This window comes from Yeosuana sp., assembly GCF_057126245.1.
Genome location: NZ_DBNGMQ010000063.1, coordinates 12,355 through 30,512, shown reverse-complemented (window position 1 = coordinate 30,512; position 18,158 = coordinate 12,355). Strand labels below are relative to the sequence as shown.

Below are 18,158 nucleotides of genomic sequence, written 5' to 3'. Positions count from 1 at the left end.
TTTATTCTATAGAAATGCGAGTTCCTTCGCTATGACTGCTAAATTCGGGAGCGTACATACTTTGAATGGTGGTAATGCCATTACTCATATTTCCAGCATTGTTCACTCTTAAATCGTATTCAAATACAAAAAACCCTTTTGGTAAAAAATCAAAAAAGAAATTGGTTGAAGCATCTTTGGTACTTTCATAGTAGCCTAAACCATCTTGCCATTTGTATTGGGACAGGACATTAATAGGTTCTAAACCAGAAGCACGCATATCTTTCATATGAATAAACTCCATCGCTCTATCGCTGCGTAATTCAATACGAACACGAACTAAATCACCCACTTTTAAATGCGTTTCTGAAGTGATTTCAGAGATCTCTTCACCAGTATCTGTGTTGGTTTTTAAGAATAATTTTTTCTTTAATTGCAAAGGAGTTTCAGCCGATGTTATTTTATCTAAATCTTCAAAATATTGCCAATATAAACTGCCCCAAACAATACCGTCTCCTTTTTTAGTGAGCGTCACTTCGGCCATTTCTGGTTTGATTTCAGAAGACGTCCATGAGGTTTTATAATAACCCGTTCCAGCTTCTACTTTTACGTCTTCTAGTATTGAAGGGTCTATGTATTCTCCACCAATAACTACATCCACCATATCGGTTACAGATAGCCAATCAGTTCCTTGAAACAATAAGGCATAAACAGCATCGGTGGTGGCTTTGGTGGTTTTCCATTGGTTGGTTTGCTTGTTTTTAAGCAGCCAGATTTTTAAATTGTCAATGGTTCCCTTATCTGAATCAATTTCTGAAAAAGCTTCAATCATTAAAGCTTGTGTTTCAATAGGTGCTTGATACCAATACCAAGAGTTTGTATTCTCTTTCCAGTACATGCCTAATTCGTCACTGGTGATGCTATTTTCTTTAAGTGATTTTAATATTTTAGAAGCCGTCGTTTTATCACCAAATCGATCAGACACTAAGACCATTAAGCCTTTGGCATATAGTGAACGCTTTAACCAATATTTTTTGATTTGTGTTTGATAATATGCTGTAATCTCTTCAATTTCCTTTGATTTTTTAATCTCTGGAAAAAAGCTTCGCATATACAAATAATGTAACTGCATATAGCTTAAATGGTCTTTTGATAAATCGGCTTTTGAATCATATTTTTTTAGGCCTTTATATTCTTTTATAAATTCAGCATCTAAATAATGAATCGCTTTTTCTGTCATTTTTGATTCTTCGACGGCGCTCAGGGTGACACCAAGTTTATTTAAGTGTCCGAAACCAGTAATAATATGTTGCGTAATGTATCGATTTTTTTTACCGCCATTAAACCAAGCCCAAGCACCCGAAGACATTTGATTATTTTTCAGTTTATTGATAGCCGATTGCAATTCATTATTCATCTTGTTTAAATCGAATAATAAGGCAATCCGTTTTTTCTGTTCGGTTTCGCTTTGCGCATCGCGTAACCATGGTGTTTCTTGAATGAGAAACGATTTTAGTTCCTCATTTTTTTCAAGATTTGAAATCAGCAGATCTTGAGATTTCCATTGATTGAATACCTCCTGAATTCTTGGGTTCGCATTAGCAGTATGACTTGCCAAGGCATTAGCGTAATATCTAGAAAACGTTTGCTCGTTGCACTCATATGGGTATTCCATTAAATAAGGAAGCGCCTGAACGGCATACCAAGCCGGATTAGAAGTCATTTCCAAAGTTAATTTATGGTGTTTTAGTGTGGCTGAGGTATTCGTTTTTAATTTATCTAAAGTGAACGTTCTACTTTCGTTTGAGCGTATCCACATAGGTAAGGTTTCGGTAACCAACATTCTGTTACTTAAAACGGGTAACGCATTTTGTTCACCATCACTAAAGTCACCTGCTTTTGCTATGATTTTATATTGAACAGCATCAACATCATTTGGAATGGTTAAGTTCCAAGACACTTGGGTGTTGCCCAAGGTGTCAACACTAAATGATTTTATATTGTTTAAATTATCAAGTTTTGCGTCGATCGTATTTTCAGAAATGGCATCAGTTAATAGTAAAATAGCTTGACCAGATAATTGATTTTCTGTAAGATTTGAAATTTTTGTACTGATGGTTATTTGGTCACCTTGACGCAAAAAACGAGGTGCATTGGGGATAATCATCAATTCTTTTTGCGTTACTGCTGTCAAGGTTTTAGTAGCACTTTCCATTGTTTTGGTGTGTGCTAATAATTGCAGTTTCCATTGGGTTAAGGCTTCTGGTGTAGTAAAACTAAAACTTACATTTCCATCTTTATCAGTTTGTAACTGAGGAAAGAAAAAGGCTGTTTCTTGAAGGTTTTTACGGATTTTAATGTTGTTGAAATTAGAATCTTTATTAAACTCTTTATCTTCTGAATTCTTTTCTCCATAACCAACCATCACAACTTCATCTAAGGCAGCGCCATCTTCTAAAAAATTAGCAGTTTCTTCAACTTCCATATCGTCTTCAACAGTAGAAATTCCAGATATTTTGGCACTTAACACGCTCTTTACATTTGAAGCGCCTCTAATCATTATATTTTGCCTTCCAAAATAAAACCCAAACCAATTTAAGGCATCATAGTTTTGTTGTTTGTAGTTGTAGTATGTTCTTTCATTATATACTCTAAAGTGTTTTGTTCCAAAGCTTCTGTTAGCATTACTTTGGTTATATGAATCATATGTTGGCTGGTAAATTGGGTTAAAACTCCAAGAATGCGATGTAAACTGGTCGAGCGACGCATCATACATACTTGCTAATAATTCTGCAGATACTTTATCACCTTGCGGACCTTTAATTTTAAAACTCCAAGTTTCATTCGTTCCGGGTTGTAATTTATCTCTAAAGGTGATAGTTTCAATGTCTAGTTGAGCGTTCGGGTAGGGAACCGAAATAATCTCCGTACCTGATTGAAAACTATTAAACGCCGCAAAACTATAATTTACTGCAAAACCGCCAATATCGCTGTTAGTTACGGGAACCGTAATGGTTTTTTTGTTGTTATTAAGATGAAGAATATAGGTGTTAATAACCTTATGGTTTTTCTCAACAGTTATGGTAATATTCAAATTTTCTGCAGCCGAAGCAAACGTAATAATGGCTGTTTCTCCAGATTTGTAATTAGCTTTATCAGTTGTTATGCTGAATAATTGATTATCGGATATTGATTTGTCATCATGACTATATAAGGTTGTTTTAATCTCGTCTTTAATCAACTGACCGAATTTATCTTTACTTTCTAAAGTGATTAGATATTGTCCAGATTCCCATCGTTTTATGTTTCCTAAGTCTAATGTTTTTGAGTTATTGGTATCGAAGTTTTTTTTAAAAACCAATGTACCTTTTTTCCAGTTATTGGGATCATGCTCATCTTTATAAGCATCGTGTGGAAACAGGGTTTTAAAGTTGTCTTCAGTAAACTCCTGATAATCGGGAGTCGCCCAAGGTCTGATTCTTAATACAGAATTAGGAGCTTTTAGTTTATAGATTTTTATAGCGCCTTTTGCAGGAGTAAATTCACCGTTGAGGTTTTTGGTGTCAATCGTGAGTTGATGGTCTTTTTTTGTTTTATCTAATTTGTTTTCAATATACATGTTAGCGACTAAAGCGTGATAACCAACATTTACAATGGTTGTAGTGCTTTTGGTTTCGCCATTTAGGTCAGTAACATCCGCGGTAATTTCATAGTTAAAAACGGGTAAATTATTTTTGTCGACACTTTGATCGGGCAGCGCTTTAAAGATGATTTCAAATTCTCCTTCGCTATTAGTAATGCTTTCACCATGCGTAATCTCTTGAGACTCTCTGGAAAAAGACGGTCGGTACCAATAATACCATCTTGGATATTGTACTTTTCGATGAACTCTATAAACTACTTTAGCATCTGTAATATTACTACCCGCATAGGCCAAAGCGTTTCCTTTTACAGTTACAGAATCGTTGACTTTATAGGTGTTGGTAACAGGATAGAACTTAGTTTCAAACTTTGGACGCTTGTATTCTTCAACTGAAAAATAGTAATCCGTAAATAAATCTTCAGTTTCTGAATCGAATTCAATATAATATTGACCCGTTAATCCGGAATTTGGCACTATAAATTCTCCGGATACAGAGCCATACTCATTCGTTATTAAATCCAGTTCTTTAAGGTCTTGGTCGTTAACATCATATAGCACAGCAGTCATTTTGTGATTTACCAAAACTTCAGATTTACCATCGTTGGTTCTCATGGCAATGCCCTTAAAATAGACTGTTTGTCCTGGTCTGTAAATACTTCTGTCGGTGAATAAAAAGGATTTATAAGATGTTTCTTCTTTCGTTTTCTTATATAGTTGACTAATGTAATAGTTACCAAAAACAGCCGTGTCTTTATTGGCTTTTACTTCTATGGACAAATTTCTATAACGGTCGTTGTCTTTTTTAATGCGTATTTCGCCTCTTGAGTTGGATTTGAAATTTTCAGAGTATGTACTTTTAGAATTATATTGATTAAACTTAAGGCTTGCATTAGCATTTGCAACAGGGGCGCCATTATTCCTGTTTATAATTTGAAAAATATGCTGACTTTGATTACTCGTTTCAACCAATGCTAAATTAGTAATCTGAACAGTGCTAAAAGCAGAAGCGCCTTTGTTGCTAATTGTTGGAGACGCGAAGATTAAAAATCTGCCATTGTCTAGTTTTGGAACTAAAATTTCGGTTGAATGCGTTTGGTAATCGCCTTCATTCTTTAAAGTCGTATACCATTCTTTGTAAATATCTAGTTTTTTAATAAAGGCTAATTGTTCTACCTCGTTGTAAAGTTTGTTGAATTTTTGAAACTCTTTTTCAGATAATTTATAGGTCTTGAGATAAAGCGCATCTAAGTTTTTGTAGGTTATTAATAAACGGCTATTTGTTTGTATTGGTAAAAATTCTTCAGTCGTAATTTGAAGCGTCTGTTGTTCAATTTGATTTTTTAAAGTAGCACATTTTTTAGCACTTAAACTTTTAGGGAATTGTGAAATAACACGATTACAAATATCTATGGCTTCTTTGATTTTCCAACGTGTGCTATCGTTATTTTCAGAACGATAATTTAGGCCTTGTTTATAAAAAAACGAGGCGATTTCAAAATCATATAAGCCAGATAACTCATTATTAGCCATGTCTTCGCTTTCAGATTTAAGCGTGTTTAAAAACAACGTCTCTTTATTAACGAATGTTCCATGTTCATTTACGAATTTTAAGCGTTGAATGTTGGCATCAGTCAACGCAAATGACTGTTTGTCTTTTAGATGAAAGGCAATTATATCTTGATAAATTTTTAAAGCACGTAGTTGTAATGAAGTAGAATCTTTTGATTCAATATGTAAAGTTGAAAATGCTTTTGATTCAGCCAAAAATTCAGGCTTATCAATTTCAAACTTGTAAGCTGGTTTTGTAATACTAGATTCGTTCGTTTTATAGAAATCTAAGGCCAGATAATTTAAAAAATCAAATAATGTGGGTCTATACCTTTTAGAGTCTTTTGCGAGAATTAAGATATCATCATAGTTACCTAAAGGCTCTAATTGGAGCATCAATCCGTTTTCTAAAGACTTCTTAAAAAGCAGATGCGTCTCATCAAATAAGGTTTGTAAATCCCAGGTTCTAAAGTCGGTCGGATCAACTTTTTCATTTGTTTTAGTTCTGTTGTAAAACTTATACCGGTTTTGTTGAAAGTATTGCCAATACAAGTTCGCTAATAGGCTTTCAAGAATATTTTTTTTAGGAAATTCACTGGAGGTAATTTCAGTTTTAAAATTATTAACAATACTGAGTTGTGCATCTTCTTCTAAAACTAAAGCAAATTTACTTTTGTAAATCATGCTTTTAATTTGTTGTGATGGATTGTTCTCTTTTTCAGCTTGTTTTGAAATCTCTTCTACAATTTTTAGGGCTGATTTGGGTAACCCATCCATTTCAAATTGTTCAACTTGCTTCCACAGTTTGCTATAGGTAGCGTCTTGGGCTGAACAAAAATTAGCTATTAAAATGATGAATAAAATAGATAGTGCCTTTTTCATTTAGTAAAAATTATATAATAATAACTTTCAAAAGTTGTTCCAAAATGTAATATTGAATTAATAATATTCGTTTGAATGCTTAAGTTAATACTTTTAAAGTATCCTTGATTTTTTAATTTTGTATTTTCGCTCTCAGAATATGAATAAATTTTTATTACTTCTTTTTGTTCCATTGTTTAGTTTTAGTCAATCTTTATTGACCGAAGTGGATACGCTTTTTCAAAAAAAAGAATATATAAAAGCAGAAAAAGTGATTCTAAAGCATCTTAAAAATAATGCTAAAGATTTAAGCGCTATAGAATTATTAGGCGATGCTTATGGTTTTCAAGAAAATTGGGACCCTGCCATTGATGCATACAAAAAACTTGTCGATGTAAATCCTAGCAGTGCTAATTATCAATATAAATATGGTGGCGCTTTAGGCATGAAAGCACTTTCGGTGAGTAAAATAAGCGCTTTAGGAATTATTGGTGATGTTAAAAATGCCTTTTTAAAAGCCGCCGATTTGGATTCTAAACACATTGATGCCCGTTGGGCTCTGGTAGAATTGTATATGCAATTGCCAGGTATTTTTGGAGGAAGTAAGAGTCAATCGTTAAAATATGCTAACGAGTTAGAAACGCTTTCAAAAGTGGATGGTTATTTGGCTAAAGGGTATATTTATGAATATGATAACGATCAAGAATTAGCCGAAACCTATTATATAAAAGCAATCAAAGAAGGAGGTTCCATCACTTGTTTTAATAAACTTACCAGTTTTTACGAAAGTGAAGATCAACCCCAAAAAGCCATTCAAAACATAGAAGAAACTCAAAAAAATTATCAACGAAATGCACTACATTATCAAATTGGCAAGGTGGCAGCAGAATATAATGTAGAGTTACAAAAAGGAGAAATCTGCCTGCAAACCTATCTTAAAAATTACACGTCTAGAGATGGTGTACCCAAGGCTTGGGCTCATTATCGATTGGCGCAAATCTACTTGCATAAAAAAAATAAAGGAGAAGCACTTAAATATATCGATTTAGCATTATCCGAACTTCCCGAAATAAAGCCTTTCAAAAAAGAAAAAGAAAAGATTTTAAATTTGTAATATTTGGTCGCCTGCCTGCCGTCAGACAGGTTACCTCTTAGGACCGGCTTTCACTAATCGCTTTTTTTACTTTTTGTATCAAAAAAGAGATCAAACAGGCCGTTCAATCCCTAACGCAGAAAACACGATTCCTTTTAAAAAATAGTAAAGCAATTAGTATCTTTACCATTCAAAATAAGTTTATGAATGTACATTTTATAGCCATTGGTGGTAGTGCTATGCACAATCTGGCCATTGCTTTATATAACAAAGGTTACAAGGTTACAGGAAGTGACGACGAAATTTTTGAACCTTCAAAATCCAGATTATCAGCTAAAGGTCTTTTACCAGAATCGTTTGGCTGGTTTCCAGAAAAAATAACAGACCAGTTAGATGCCGTTGTTTTAGGAATGCACGCCAAAGCCGATAATCCAGAATTGCTTAAAGCGCAAGACTTAGGTCTAAAAATTTATAGCTATCCGGAATTTTTATACGAACAGTCTAAAAATAAAACCCGCGTGGTGATTGGTGGGAGTCATGGAAAAACGACTATTACATCAATGATTTTGCACGTGATGCATTATCACGACAGGGATGTCGATTATATGGTTGGCGCTCAACTTGAAGGTTTTGATGTCATGGTGAAACTGACTGATGACAATGATTTTATTGTTCTAGAAGGCGATGAATATTTAAGTTCTCCTATAGACAGGCGACCAAAATTTCACTTATACAAACCTAATATTGCCTTGTTAAGTGGTATCGCCTGGGATCATATTAACGTATTTCCAACCTACGATAATTATGTAGAACAGTTTCGCATTTTTGTAGATTCCATCGTAAATGGTGGTAGTATTACCTATAATGAAGAAGACCCGGAGGTAAAGCGTGTGGTAGAAGCCTCGGAAAACACTATAAGAAAACTACCGTACCACACTGCAAAATATACTGTTGAAAACGGACAAACACTTTTAGAAACGACGGAAGGACCTTTACCCATCGAAGTATTTGGTGCTCATAACCTAAATAATTTGGCAGGTGCTAAATGGATTTGTCAACATATGGGCATTGATGAAGTCGATTTTTACGAAGCCATTGCTAGTTTTAAAGGCGCTAGTAAGCGTTTAGAAAAAATTGCTGAAAGCGAAAATAGTGTCGCTTATAAAGATTTTGCGCATTCACCAAGTAAAGTAGAAGCGACGACCAAAGCAATGAAAGAGCAATACCAAGAAAGAACAGTGGTTGCTTGCTTAGAATTGCATACCTACAGCAGTTTAAATGCTGAATTTTTAAAGGAATATAAGGGCGCTCTTGATGCTGCCGATGTCGCTGTTGTGTTTTACTCACCACATGCGGTAGAAATTAAAAAGTTAGACAAAGTAACACCTGAGCAAATAGCTAATGCGTTTGAACGTGACGATTTAATTATTTACACCAACCCAGACGATTTTAAAAACTTCTTATTTTCACAAGATTTTAAAAATAAAGCTTTGCTATTAATGAGTTCTGGTAATTATGGCGGTTTGGATTTTAATGAGGTTAAGGGGTTGATTGAATGATTTTTAGTGTCGTTTAACTATTTGCTATAAAATCGTTTTAATACTTTAAATCTAATGTTAAACGAAGTTGATTGAAATGTTTTACAAAGGCAATAATTATGTATACCTACCTTAATATCTCTTTAAAAAACGCAATCGTACGTTCCCAAGCTAAAGTGGCAGCGGCTTCATCATATCGCGGCGTCGTATTGTTATGAAACCCATGATTAACATAAGGGTATATATAAGCCGTGTGTTTAACGTTATTTTCTTTTAAAGCTATCTCATAAGCTGGCCAACCAGCATTGACGCGCGTATCTAAACCTGCATATTGCAATAATAAAGGCGCTTTTATTTGCGCTGCTTCTTCCGCAGATGGTTGACCACCATAAAACGGTACGGCCGCTTTAAGATCAGGAACTTTAACAGCCATCATATTGGCAATCCAGCCGCCAAAACAAAAACCGACGACACCTATGTTACCGTCACAATTTTCATGAGATTTTAAATAGTTAAAAGCTGCTATAAAATCTTCAAGCATCTCATTACGGTCGCGCTGGCGCTGTAATGCTCGTCCGTCATCATCATTTCCTGGGTAACCACCAAGTGGCGTTAAAGCATCTGGGGCTAGCGTAATAAAACCATCAACCGCTGCGCGTCTTCCTACATCTTCAATATAAGGGTTTAAACCACGATTTTCATGCACCACTATAATGCCTGGAAACTTTGTTTTGCTATCATTCGGTTTTGATAAAAGACCTTTAATGGTGCCTCCACCTTTTGGAGAATCATAGGTAATGTATTCAGAGTCGATGCGTTCATCGTCTGGTTTAACTAAAAAAATATCAACATAATTGGGTGTTATAAAACTTAAGAGCGATGATACAGTTAATCCGCCAATAGCGTAAAGGGATAGTTTTTCAACAAACTGACGTCTGTCTATTTTGTTGTGAGCATAATCATCGTATAAATCAAAAACATCTTGATTGATATTTTCTTTTTTTATTAGTTTCATAACATTTATGGTTAATTAATCTGAGACTGTAAATGTTTTTAGCATGTTTTTACTTACTGGATTTGGTACTTCTGATATCAATATATAACGACCTGGGTCAAGATTTACAGTAAAATAACCGGTATCACCTGCCGACATGTTATTTACACCACCTAAAAACGTTATTCCTATGGGTGCCGGTTCAATGAGACCTTTTGGGTTAGACCAATCCATCCAACTATTAATTTCATCTAAATCAGCATTGCCATCTATTTTCGCCAGATTAATATCATGACCTATAAAGTTTTCATGTGCAATCTGATCTTTATAAAAAACAGAAAAGCAGTGGTTTCCTTTACTTATAGAATCATTAAATGTAATACCATCTGTGCTTGAGATAGCAATTTCAATATCAGCTTTAGGCTCCATATTTCCAGAATTTGTTTCAGAAACGATTACCTCTTTCGCCATTCCCATGGAGGTATGCCAAACTCCATTACTCATTTTTACATAACATTCTATTATGTAATATCCAGGATCAAGCTTTAGAGTTGTTTCAGCAACAAGACCTGGAGATATTAAACCAGATCCTCCTAAATTTTTCATTTCCATAAACCAATTTGGAAGATTTCCAAATTCAGCAAAACCGGCTTCTGCATTACCTTCGTTAATAAGTTTCATGCCCTTATCAAAAGGTGGTAAAACGCGAGCTTTAACGCTATCTAAAGTTATAGCCTCAGGGTATTTGTCTATAAGAAAAAAGTGTGTCTGTGTTGAAGCATTTTTATATTTAAATGTATTCCATCCTGAAGTTATGGTATCAGCCATTTGGAAATCCATACCTTCAGTAAGGATATTAATAACATTCTCTTTCACAAAGGGAGAATCTTCTATTTTGTTTTGTTTTTTGTCAGATTTACAGGATTGTAAACTCGCAACTATACTAATGCTAAAAAGCGTTATAATAATAATTTTAAATGTAATGGGATGTGTTTCAGTTTTCATAATAAGACATATTGGTTGGTTAATCATAATCTGTGTAACTCTATAAATATAAAGATATTAGATTAAAATTGCAATCTGAAACTTACATTTGGCGTAATACCTAAAGATAGATTCTCAACTTTACTAACTATGTTTTGGTTGTCTAAGGTATAATAGGAATTAATGATGTTCCTTTTATTGGTAAGGTTCCAAATAGAAGCACCTATGGTAGCCACTGTATTATTGGACACATTAAATTTGTAGGTTGCCGAACAATCAGTGCGTAAATAATCTTTTAATCGAGAGCTGTTTGGTAATTCATAATTAATACGACTATCGATCACTTCGTTATTTAATACAGGAATAGTGTTTGGTTTTCCACTATGCCAATTAAGTCCTAATGCAAACTTAATGTTTTTATAGGTGTAGGTACCTGCCAATGTGAGTGCATGCCTAATATCGGTATTGTTAGGAAAAGATTGCCCATCGTTTAAGGTATTAAACGTATAATCATTTTTACTAAAAGAGTAACTAAGCCATGAGCTTACAATAGTGCTAAATTGTTTGTTTATCAAAAGGTCAACACCTTTAATTTGGTAATCTCCTATAGCATTTATAAACTGATATTGGTTTTGAAAACCTTGACTTCTAGTTGTAATGCCTTCAACATGTTTTAAATACGCTTCTGCACTAATAAGCAGTTTATTTTTGTTATAATAAATACCAGAAGAGATTTGCTTACTTTTAATAACGGGAATATCGTTATTATTTGACAAAATCCAGCGGCGTTTTTCAATGCCTAAAAAGTCATTCTGTAAATCAATAATTTGAGATGTGGTTTGACTTTTTAATTCACCTAAAACCTCAAATCTGAAATTATTTAAAAAACGTTGACTAAAACTGAGTCTCGGTTCTACTAAAATCATGTTGAATTTCTGGAAGTAATTGATTCGTGAACCAAGTTTTAAATTGGTGTTTGCATTATTTGAAATAAGTGAGCTTTCTGCATAAATAGCATGACTGCGTATAACTTCTTTAATATAACTTCTAAAAATGGGGTTGTTAACATCTTCAAGGTTGCTAACCCCAATTTCAGAAAATTGATAGCCACCATTAATTTTTAAGTTGTGGTTAGCATTATAATTGATGTCTAATTTAGCTGAACCATCATTCACTTCATTTTCCTGAATTAAACGTTGATTGTTTAACACATCATAATTGGTTGCCTCTAAATTATATTTTGAAATATAGACTTGGGCAGTGGTTGATAAACGGTCGTTTAATTTTTTTGTATAAGTGACTCCCAAGGCAAGGTTTTGTTGCGACAATTTACTGTTTAAGGCTTCATTAGCATCATTAATGGTAGATTGCTCATCATATTTTAAATCATTGTTTACATTTAAAAAATGAACTCTGATTTTATCGTTTGAAGTAATATCATATAAAAACTTGGCGGTAATATCATAAAAATAGAAATCTTCATTTTGAGAAATAGAATTCCTGTTATCATTGGTATTTGTTAAGTCTGTATCTTGGAAAATACGTTTAAAATACTGATCATAAGTAGGTGTGATAATTAAATCCGTTATAGAACGCCTTGTAGAGACTTGCAGTTCAGTTTTTTTTGAAAGTGGAATTTTGGCATAGGCATCTCCATTAATCAAATTAAACCCTGCTCCGGTTTTAAATTCATTATCAATCTTATCTGAAAGTTGCATATCAATAACACTAGAAACACCGTCACCATATTTAGCTCTTGTACCGTTTTTTGATACATTAACCTGTTTGGTTGTATACGGATTAAAAGCAGAAATTAATCCGAAAAAATGACCAGATTGATACATTTTTATACCATCCCAAAGAAATAAGTTTTGGTCGTGAGTGCCACCTCTTACATTAATATTTGAAACCGTTTCGTCAATGCTTAAAACCCCTGGAATAGCTTGGATAGTTTGTAAAATATCGGGTTCAATTAGACCGGGGAGGATTCCAAAAGCATCTGGTTTTATAGTGGTTGTTCCATCATTGAGCTTCGAAATACCTTTAGTAAGGTAATTGGTGACAACCACTTCTTCTAACCTTTGAGTTTTTAATGACTCTGAATTATTTTCAATAGCTTTTATAACAATAAATCTTTCATCTAAAATTTCAAAGTCAAGGTTTGTTTCAGATTTTAGGATGTTTAAAGCATCTATTAAAGTTGAAGTTGACGCGGGTAATGTGGCCTTAATATCGTTTATCGTTGCATCTACATAAGAAAAACTAATATTAAATGTGCTTTCAAGAACTTTTAAAACGGTAGTAAGTGGTTGTCTTTCTTTTTGAGTTGATTGCGCATTTAAGGTCGCAATATTCAAAAAAAACAAAATAATAATAACAGGAAGTTGTCCTTTTCTACTCACGTTTAAGTGTAATAGTATTATTAGTTTTACTATAGGTTAAATGTAAGGGTAAGGTAATGGATTTTAATGCAATTTCTATATTGTTATGACCAAAGCTGCCTGTAAAGAGTTGGTTGGTATCAATGTTTTCAGATTTAAAAGTTACGTTAAATTGTCTTTCAAATTCTTCTAAAACTTCTCTGTACGGTAAACTTTTAAACTGACTTTCATTATTTAACCACGAAGGTGTTGATTTATTTTCTTTTTCTTTAGTAATAAATTTCCCATCAATAATTAAAAAACTGTCTCCAGCTTTTAGTTTTGAGAGTTGTGCGTTGAAGGTTACTCCAACAACACCTTCGTAGCAAATAACTTCAAAATAACGATTACGTTGTTTAACATTAAATTGTGTGCCAAATACAGTGACTTTTCCAGATTTAGTAATAACACTAAACGAAGACCCTTTAGCAACTTTAAAAAACGCTTCTCCTTCAAGCTCTACACTTCGCTCATCTTTCCAAGATTTTTTATTATATACTAAAAACGTTTTGGCATTAAGAGATACCGTTGAGGCATCTGGTAGCTCAATGGTTGTTTTTTCAGACAATGCAGTGGATATGGCAGTATCAATAGTAGTTGTGTAATAATACAAACTAAAACATATAGCAAGAATAGCTGCAACACGTAACATGGGCTTTAACCAATGCGTTTGCTTTTTGGTAGAATGAATAGTGTTTAAAACACCATCAAGTTCTTTTGATGCGTCGAAATCGTCAGCCTTAAAAGCCTTCACGCCATTAGATATTTTAACTATATCATCATAATCTTCAAGCTTTTTAAATGCTTCAAGTTCTTGATCATTTAGATCATTATCCAACCATTTTGATATTAAATTTTCTCTTTTCATGATTTCTTATACAACTATATAACAGTTAATTTATATTTTTTCCTACCCTTATTATAAAAATAAATTTGTTTACACCTTTTTATGTTGTGCACAAGCCTTTTTAAAGTTACCACTATTAAGTAAATCGTAGTAATGATAACAAATATGACTCCAGCCATAACCAATATTTCAAATATGTTAATCCATATGTTAGGAACTCTTTCTCCTATATCAAATAAAAAACCAATAATTATTAGAATAAATGAGATAATCAATATTTTAATTACTGCATTAAATGATTCATTCTTTATTTCATTTATAAATATTTCGACTTTAATTTATAGTAAACCGAAATTTAAGTTTACAATTCTTTAATGTGCTTGCGTAATTTTTCTAAAGCGCCATAAATACGTTTTTCAACTGCTTTTGTAGAGATATCTAAAATTTCTGCAATTTCTTTAAAACGTTTTCCTTCAACACGGTTCATCATAAAAGCAACGCGTTGGGCTTCTGTTAAATCAGAAAGCGCTTTTTGAAGCTTTTGCATATATTCATCTTCCTGCATTAAAAACTCAGGATTTTCATTGGTGTAAGATTTTGGTTTAGTTTGCTGATGTTTTAAAACTACTTTTTGATGAGCCACTTCATTAAGCATTAAATTATTTGCGGTAGTGAATAAAAAACTTTTGGCTTTATCTGGTTTTATTTCACTGCAATGTTCCCATAATTTTATAAACGCTTCTTGTACTTTGTCTTTAGGGTTGAATAATTCACCAAACTTATAATATAGAAAGTTGTGTAAATCTTTAGAGTATTTTTTAAAAATGGAAGAAAAAATATGTTCTTCGCAAATATTTTCATGCAGTTGTTTCCCCATTATTATTGGTGATTGGTGGCACTAAAATAAAAAAAAAGCAAATAGGGGTAGGGATTTTTAGGTTTTAATTGTTTTATATACAAAATGTCCCGTGTTAAACTAAAAAAAATTGTTATGAAAAATTTATTACTACTTCCTTTTTTTGCCCTTTTAATGTTTATGTCTTGTCAAGAAGAAGTTGTTGATATAACAGAGCCTGCCGAAGGGGAGGCTCTTACAGCAACGTTACAACTTACAAGTTTAATGAGTGCGACATCTGTAATGGATGGTTCTGATGATAATATTATTGACAACGCAAGTTGTTTATCTATTGAATTACCTGTTACAGTTATTGTAAATGGCGTTGAAATCACAATCGATTCTAAAGATGATTATAGTGTTATTAAAGCCATTTTTGATGAGTTTGAATATGATGATGATAATTTGGATATTATTTTCCCTATTACTATTGTTTTATCAGATTATGAAGAAATTATTATTAATAATCGTGCGGATTTAGCCGAGTTAATTCAACAATGTAAAGGTGAAAATGAAGAAGATGACGATATAGAATGCATCGATTTTCAATATCCAATTTCGTTTTCAGTATATGATACTGCTTTTCAGGTAATAGATGTTATTACTATTGAAAATGATAGAGCATTACACCTTTTTTTAAAGCGTGTTAAAAATTCAGAATTTTTAGCCAGTATTAATTTTCCAATAACCATGGTATTAGCTGATGGTTCTGAAATTATTGTAAATAATAACCAAGAATTACAGTCAACCATTGAACAAGCGAAAGATGCCTGTGATGAAGATGACGATAATGATTATCACGACACTGATTTCACAAAAGAGCGTTTGGATAACCTGTTAATGACTTGTCCTTGGATTGTTTATGATTTTGAAAGAAATGAAGATAATTTAATTGAACAATATGAAGAGTACGCTATTAAATTTTTCGAAGATAATGTTGTAAAAATCCGTTCTAGAACAGGCGACTTATTAATCGGAACTTGGACAACTAGAGTAACAGATTATGGAGCTTTAATAAAATTAGAGTTTGATAATTTAGTTGACTTTACATTAGAATGGTTTGTTTACGATTTAGGTCCTGGTAGAATTAAATTTTACCAAGCTGGAGGTAACAGAATGATACTAAAGAAAAACTGTGAGGTTGTTTTTAATATTACTAAAGAAAGAATAGAAAATTATTTACAAGAATGTTTCTGGAGAGTTGCTCGCTTAAGTGTTGATGGTACAGATAATGAAAAAGAGTATATAGGTACACCTTTAAAATTCTTATCAGATAATGTTGTTAAAATGAGAGTAAATGGAGAGTTTGTAGAAGGTACTTATAATGTGTTACCTGTAAATTCAGATGGGTTTGTATTGCAAATTCAATTAGATGGAAGACCTAATTTACAATTACAATGGTTTGTTACCTTCTTAGAACCAGGATTAATAAAATTAGAATCATTAGGAAACAGAGATAATAAGATGGTTTTAGAGAGACATTGTATTGATGTAGATGATGATTTAAATTATATTGATGGAATATTAATTGATGGTTTATGGGAAGTTGCCTTATATCAAGATAATGATGTTAATAAGACCGAAGAATTTTTTATGTACACAATAGAATTCCTAGAAAGTGGTTATATTAAAGTAACCGATCCAAATTTTGGAATTATTGATGGGGCGTGGTTAGCTTTCAGAGCAAATGGGTTATTTCTTGCAATGAATTATGGTATTGAAGCACCATTTGATGACTTAAATCATAGATGGAAAATTGTTGAAATAAATGAAAATAGAATTGAATTAAAAGATTTAAGTTCAACAGGAACCATAGAAAGAATATTAGTATTAGAAAAGAAATAAACTATAAAGGAGGATTTTCATAAATTCGGTTGGTTAGGTTAGTTATTTAAATTTCCTTTATACAGGCTGTTAAATCATAAGATTTAGCAGCCTTTTTTTATTCAATTTTTTTATTCTTCGTTACTTCTATAATACACTTCAAATCCTTAAATTTGCGCAACTTAAAATAAGAAGAGGAACTATGTTTAATAATTTAAGCGATAAGTTAGATAAAGCATTACATGTATTAAAAGGGCATGGAAGTATAACAGAAGTTAATGTTGCAGAAACTTTAAAAGAGGTAAGAAGAGCTCTTTTAGATGCCGATGTTAACTTTAAAATAGCCAAAGATTTTACGACCAAAGTAAAAGAAAAAGCACTTGGGCAAAATGTATTGACGACATTACAGCCCGGTCAGTTAATGGTTAAAATCGTTAAAGACGAATTAACTGAACTTATGGGGGGCGATGCTGAAGGTATAAATCTTTCAGGAGATCCGAGTATCATTTTAATGTCTGGTTTACAAGGTTCAGGTAAAACAACGTTTTCTGGTAAGCTAGCCAATTATCTTAAAAACAAAAAAACAAAAAAGCCTTTATTAGTAGCTTGTGATGTGTATCGTCCTGCTGCGATAGATCAATTACATATTGTTGGAGAACAAATTAATGTTGAGGTTTTTAGTGATAAAGGAAACACAGATCCCGTTGCTATAGCTAAAGCTGGTATTGCTCACGCCAAAGCCAATGGGTTTAATGTGGTTATTATAGATACCGCTGGTCGTTTAGCTGTTGATGAGGTGATGATGACCGAAATATCTAATATTCATAAGGCCATACAACCACAGGAAACATTATTTGTGGTTGATTCAATGACAGGTCAAGATGCCGTAAATACAGCGAAGTCTTTTAATGATGTGTTGAATTTTGATGGTGTTATTCTTACCAAATTAGATGGTGATACTCGTGGTGGGGCCGCTATTTCAATAAAATCTGTAGTTAATAAGCCTATTAAGTTTATTGGTACAGGTGAAAAAATGGAAGCTATCGATGTGTTCTATCCATCACGTATGGCAGACCGTATTCTTGGTATGGGTGATGTGGTGTCTTTGGTAGAACGTGCGCAAGAGCAGTTTGATGAAGTAGAAGCTAGAAAGCTTCAAAAGAAAATAGCCAAAAACCAGTTTGGGTTTGATGATTTCTTAAAGCAAATTCAGCAAATCAAGAAAATGGGGAATATGAAAGATTTGATGGGTATGATTCCTGGTGCTGGAAAAATGCTAAAAGATGTAGATGTTGATGATGATGCATTTAAAGGTATTGAAGCCATTATTCATTCCATGACACCTAAAGAACGAACAGATCCATCAATTATTAATGCCAGCAGAAAAAAGCGTATTGGGAAAGGTTCAGGAACATCAGTGCAGCAAGTCAATCAGTTGTTAAAGCAATTTAATCAAATGAGTAAAATGATGAAAATGATGCAAGGTGGTGGCGGTAAGAAAATGATGCAGATGATGCAAAATATGCGTTAAT

At 33.0% G+C, this 18,158-nt stretch carries 10 protein-coding genes; 4 read left to right on the top strand and 6 right to left on the bottom strand.

The genetic code is table 11. The features are described from left to right. Position 1: 1 nt before the first annotated feature. Positions 2-6,052 carry an alpha-2-macroglobulin family protein gene (locus AC15TD_RS07555; RefSeq protein ID WP_484451530.1) on the bottom strand — a complete coding sequence of 2,017 codons (6,051 nt, stop codon included), beginning with the start codon at positions 6,050-6,052 and terminating at the stop codon, positions 2-4. 139 nt (positions 6,053-6,191) lie between these two features. Here AC15TD_RS07555 and AC15TD_RS07550 point away from each other — a divergent pair, with 139 nt between their 5' ends. Both AC15TD_RS07550 and AC15TD_RS07545 read left to right on the top strand, forming a co-directional pair. Continuing rightward, a complete protein-coding gene (locus AC15TD_RS07550; RefSeq protein ID WP_484451529.1) occupies positions 6,192-7,145 on the top strand; it encodes a tetratricopeptide repeat protein in 954 nt (317 codons plus the stop codon). A 182-nt stretch (positions 7,146-7,327) separates the two neighbouring features. After that, on the top strand, positions 7,328-8,683 hold the full coding sequence (locus AC15TD_RS07545) for a UDP-N-acetylmuramate--L-alanine ligase (protein WP_484451528.1): 1,356 nt from the start codon (positions 7,328-7,330) through the stop codon (positions 8,681-8,683). 106 nt (positions 8,684-8,789) lie between these two features. On the opposite strand, the gene AC15TD_RS07540 is transcribed toward AC15TD_RS07545, so the two are convergent. From AC15TD_RS07540 to AC15TD_RS07520, 5 genes are all read right to left on the bottom strand, one after another. Then, positions 8,790-9,677, bottom strand: coding sequence for a dienelactone hydrolase family protein (locus AC15TD_RS07540; RefSeq protein ID WP_484451527.1), 888 nt, complete (start codon positions 9,675-9,677; stop codon positions 8,790-8,792). 15 nt (positions 9,678-9,692) lie between these two features. Then, on the bottom strand, positions 9,693-10,661 hold the full coding sequence (locus tag AC15TD_RS07535; protein WP_484451526.1) for a hypothetical protein: 969 nt from the start codon (positions 10,659-10,661) through the stop codon (positions 9,693-9,695). A gap of 62 nt (positions 10,662-10,723) precedes the next feature. Beyond that, on the bottom strand, positions 10,724-13,042 hold the full coding sequence (locus AC15TD_RS07530; protein WP_484451525.1) for a TonB-dependent receptor plug domain-containing protein: 2,319 nt from the start codon (positions 13,040-13,042) through the stop codon (positions 10,724-10,726). Further along, complete coding sequence (locus AC15TD_RS07525; protein WP_484451524.1) at positions 13,035-13,928, bottom strand: FecR family protein; 894 nt, start codon at positions 13,926-13,928, stop codon at positions 13,035-13,037. The genes AC15TD_RS07530 and AC15TD_RS07525 overlap by 8 nt, the downstream gene beginning before the upstream one ends. A 340-nt stretch (positions 13,929-14,268) precedes the next feature. Next, entirely contained in the window at positions 14,269-14,784 is a 516-nt protein-coding gene (locus AC15TD_RS07520; RefSeq protein ID WP_484451523.1) for an RNA polymerase sigma factor, read from the bottom strand. Positions 14,785-14,898: 114 nt separating this feature from the next. On the opposite strand from AC15TD_RS07520, the gene AC15TD_RS07515 reads away from it, so the two are divergent. Further along, positions 14,899-16,647: a hypothetical protein gene (locus AC15TD_RS07515; protein WP_484451522.1), complete on the top strand. Its 1,749-nt coding sequence runs from the start codon at positions 14,899-14,901 to the stop codon at positions 16,645-16,647. A gap of 181 nt (positions 16,648-16,828) precedes the next feature. Further along, complete coding sequence (gene ffh / locus AC15TD_RS07510) at positions 16,829-18,157, top strand: signal recognition particle protein (RefSeq protein WP_484451521.1); 1,329 nt, start codon at positions 16,829-16,831, stop codon at positions 18,155-18,157. The last annotated feature ends 1 nt before the right edge of the window (position 18,158 follow it).

What these genes read in the sequence shown, in the direction of transcription:
- AC15TD_RS07555 (WP_484451530.1), bottom strand. Translation starts at nt 6,052, where the DNA reads ATGAAAAAGGCACTATCTATTTTATTCATCATTTTAATAGCTAATTTT.
- AC15TD_RS07550 (WP_484451529.1), top strand. Translation starts at nt 6,192, where the DNA reads ATGAATAAATTTTTATTACTTCTTTTTGTTCCATTGTTTAGTTTTAGT.
- AC15TD_RS07545 (WP_484451528.1), top strand. Translation starts at nt 7,328, where the DNA reads ATGAATGTACATTTTATAGCCATTGGTGGTAGTGCTATGCACAATCTG.
- AC15TD_RS07540 (WP_484451527.1), bottom strand. Translation starts at nt 9,677, where the DNA reads ATGAAACTAATAAAAAAAGAAAATATCAATCAAGATGTTTTTGATTTA.
- AC15TD_RS07535 (WP_484451526.1), bottom strand. Translation starts at nt 10,661, where the DNA reads ATGAAAACTGAAACACATCCCATTACATTTAAAATTATTATTATAACG.
- AC15TD_RS07525 (WP_484451524.1), bottom strand. Translation starts at nt 13,928, where the DNA reads ATGAAAAGAGAAAATTTAATATCAAAATGGTTGGATAATGATCTAAAT.
- AC15TD_RS07520 (WP_484451523.1), bottom strand. Translation starts at nt 14,784, where the DNA reads ATGGGGAAACAACTGCATGAAAATATTTGCGAAGAACATATTTTTTCT.
- AC15TD_RS07515 (WP_484451522.1), top strand. Translation starts at nt 14,899, where the DNA reads ATGAAAAATTTATTACTACTTCCTTTTTTTGCCCTTTTAATGTTTATG.
- ffh (WP_484451521.1), top strand. Translation starts at nt 16,829, where the DNA reads ATGTTTAATAATTTAAGCGATAAGTTAGATAAAGCATTACATGTATTA.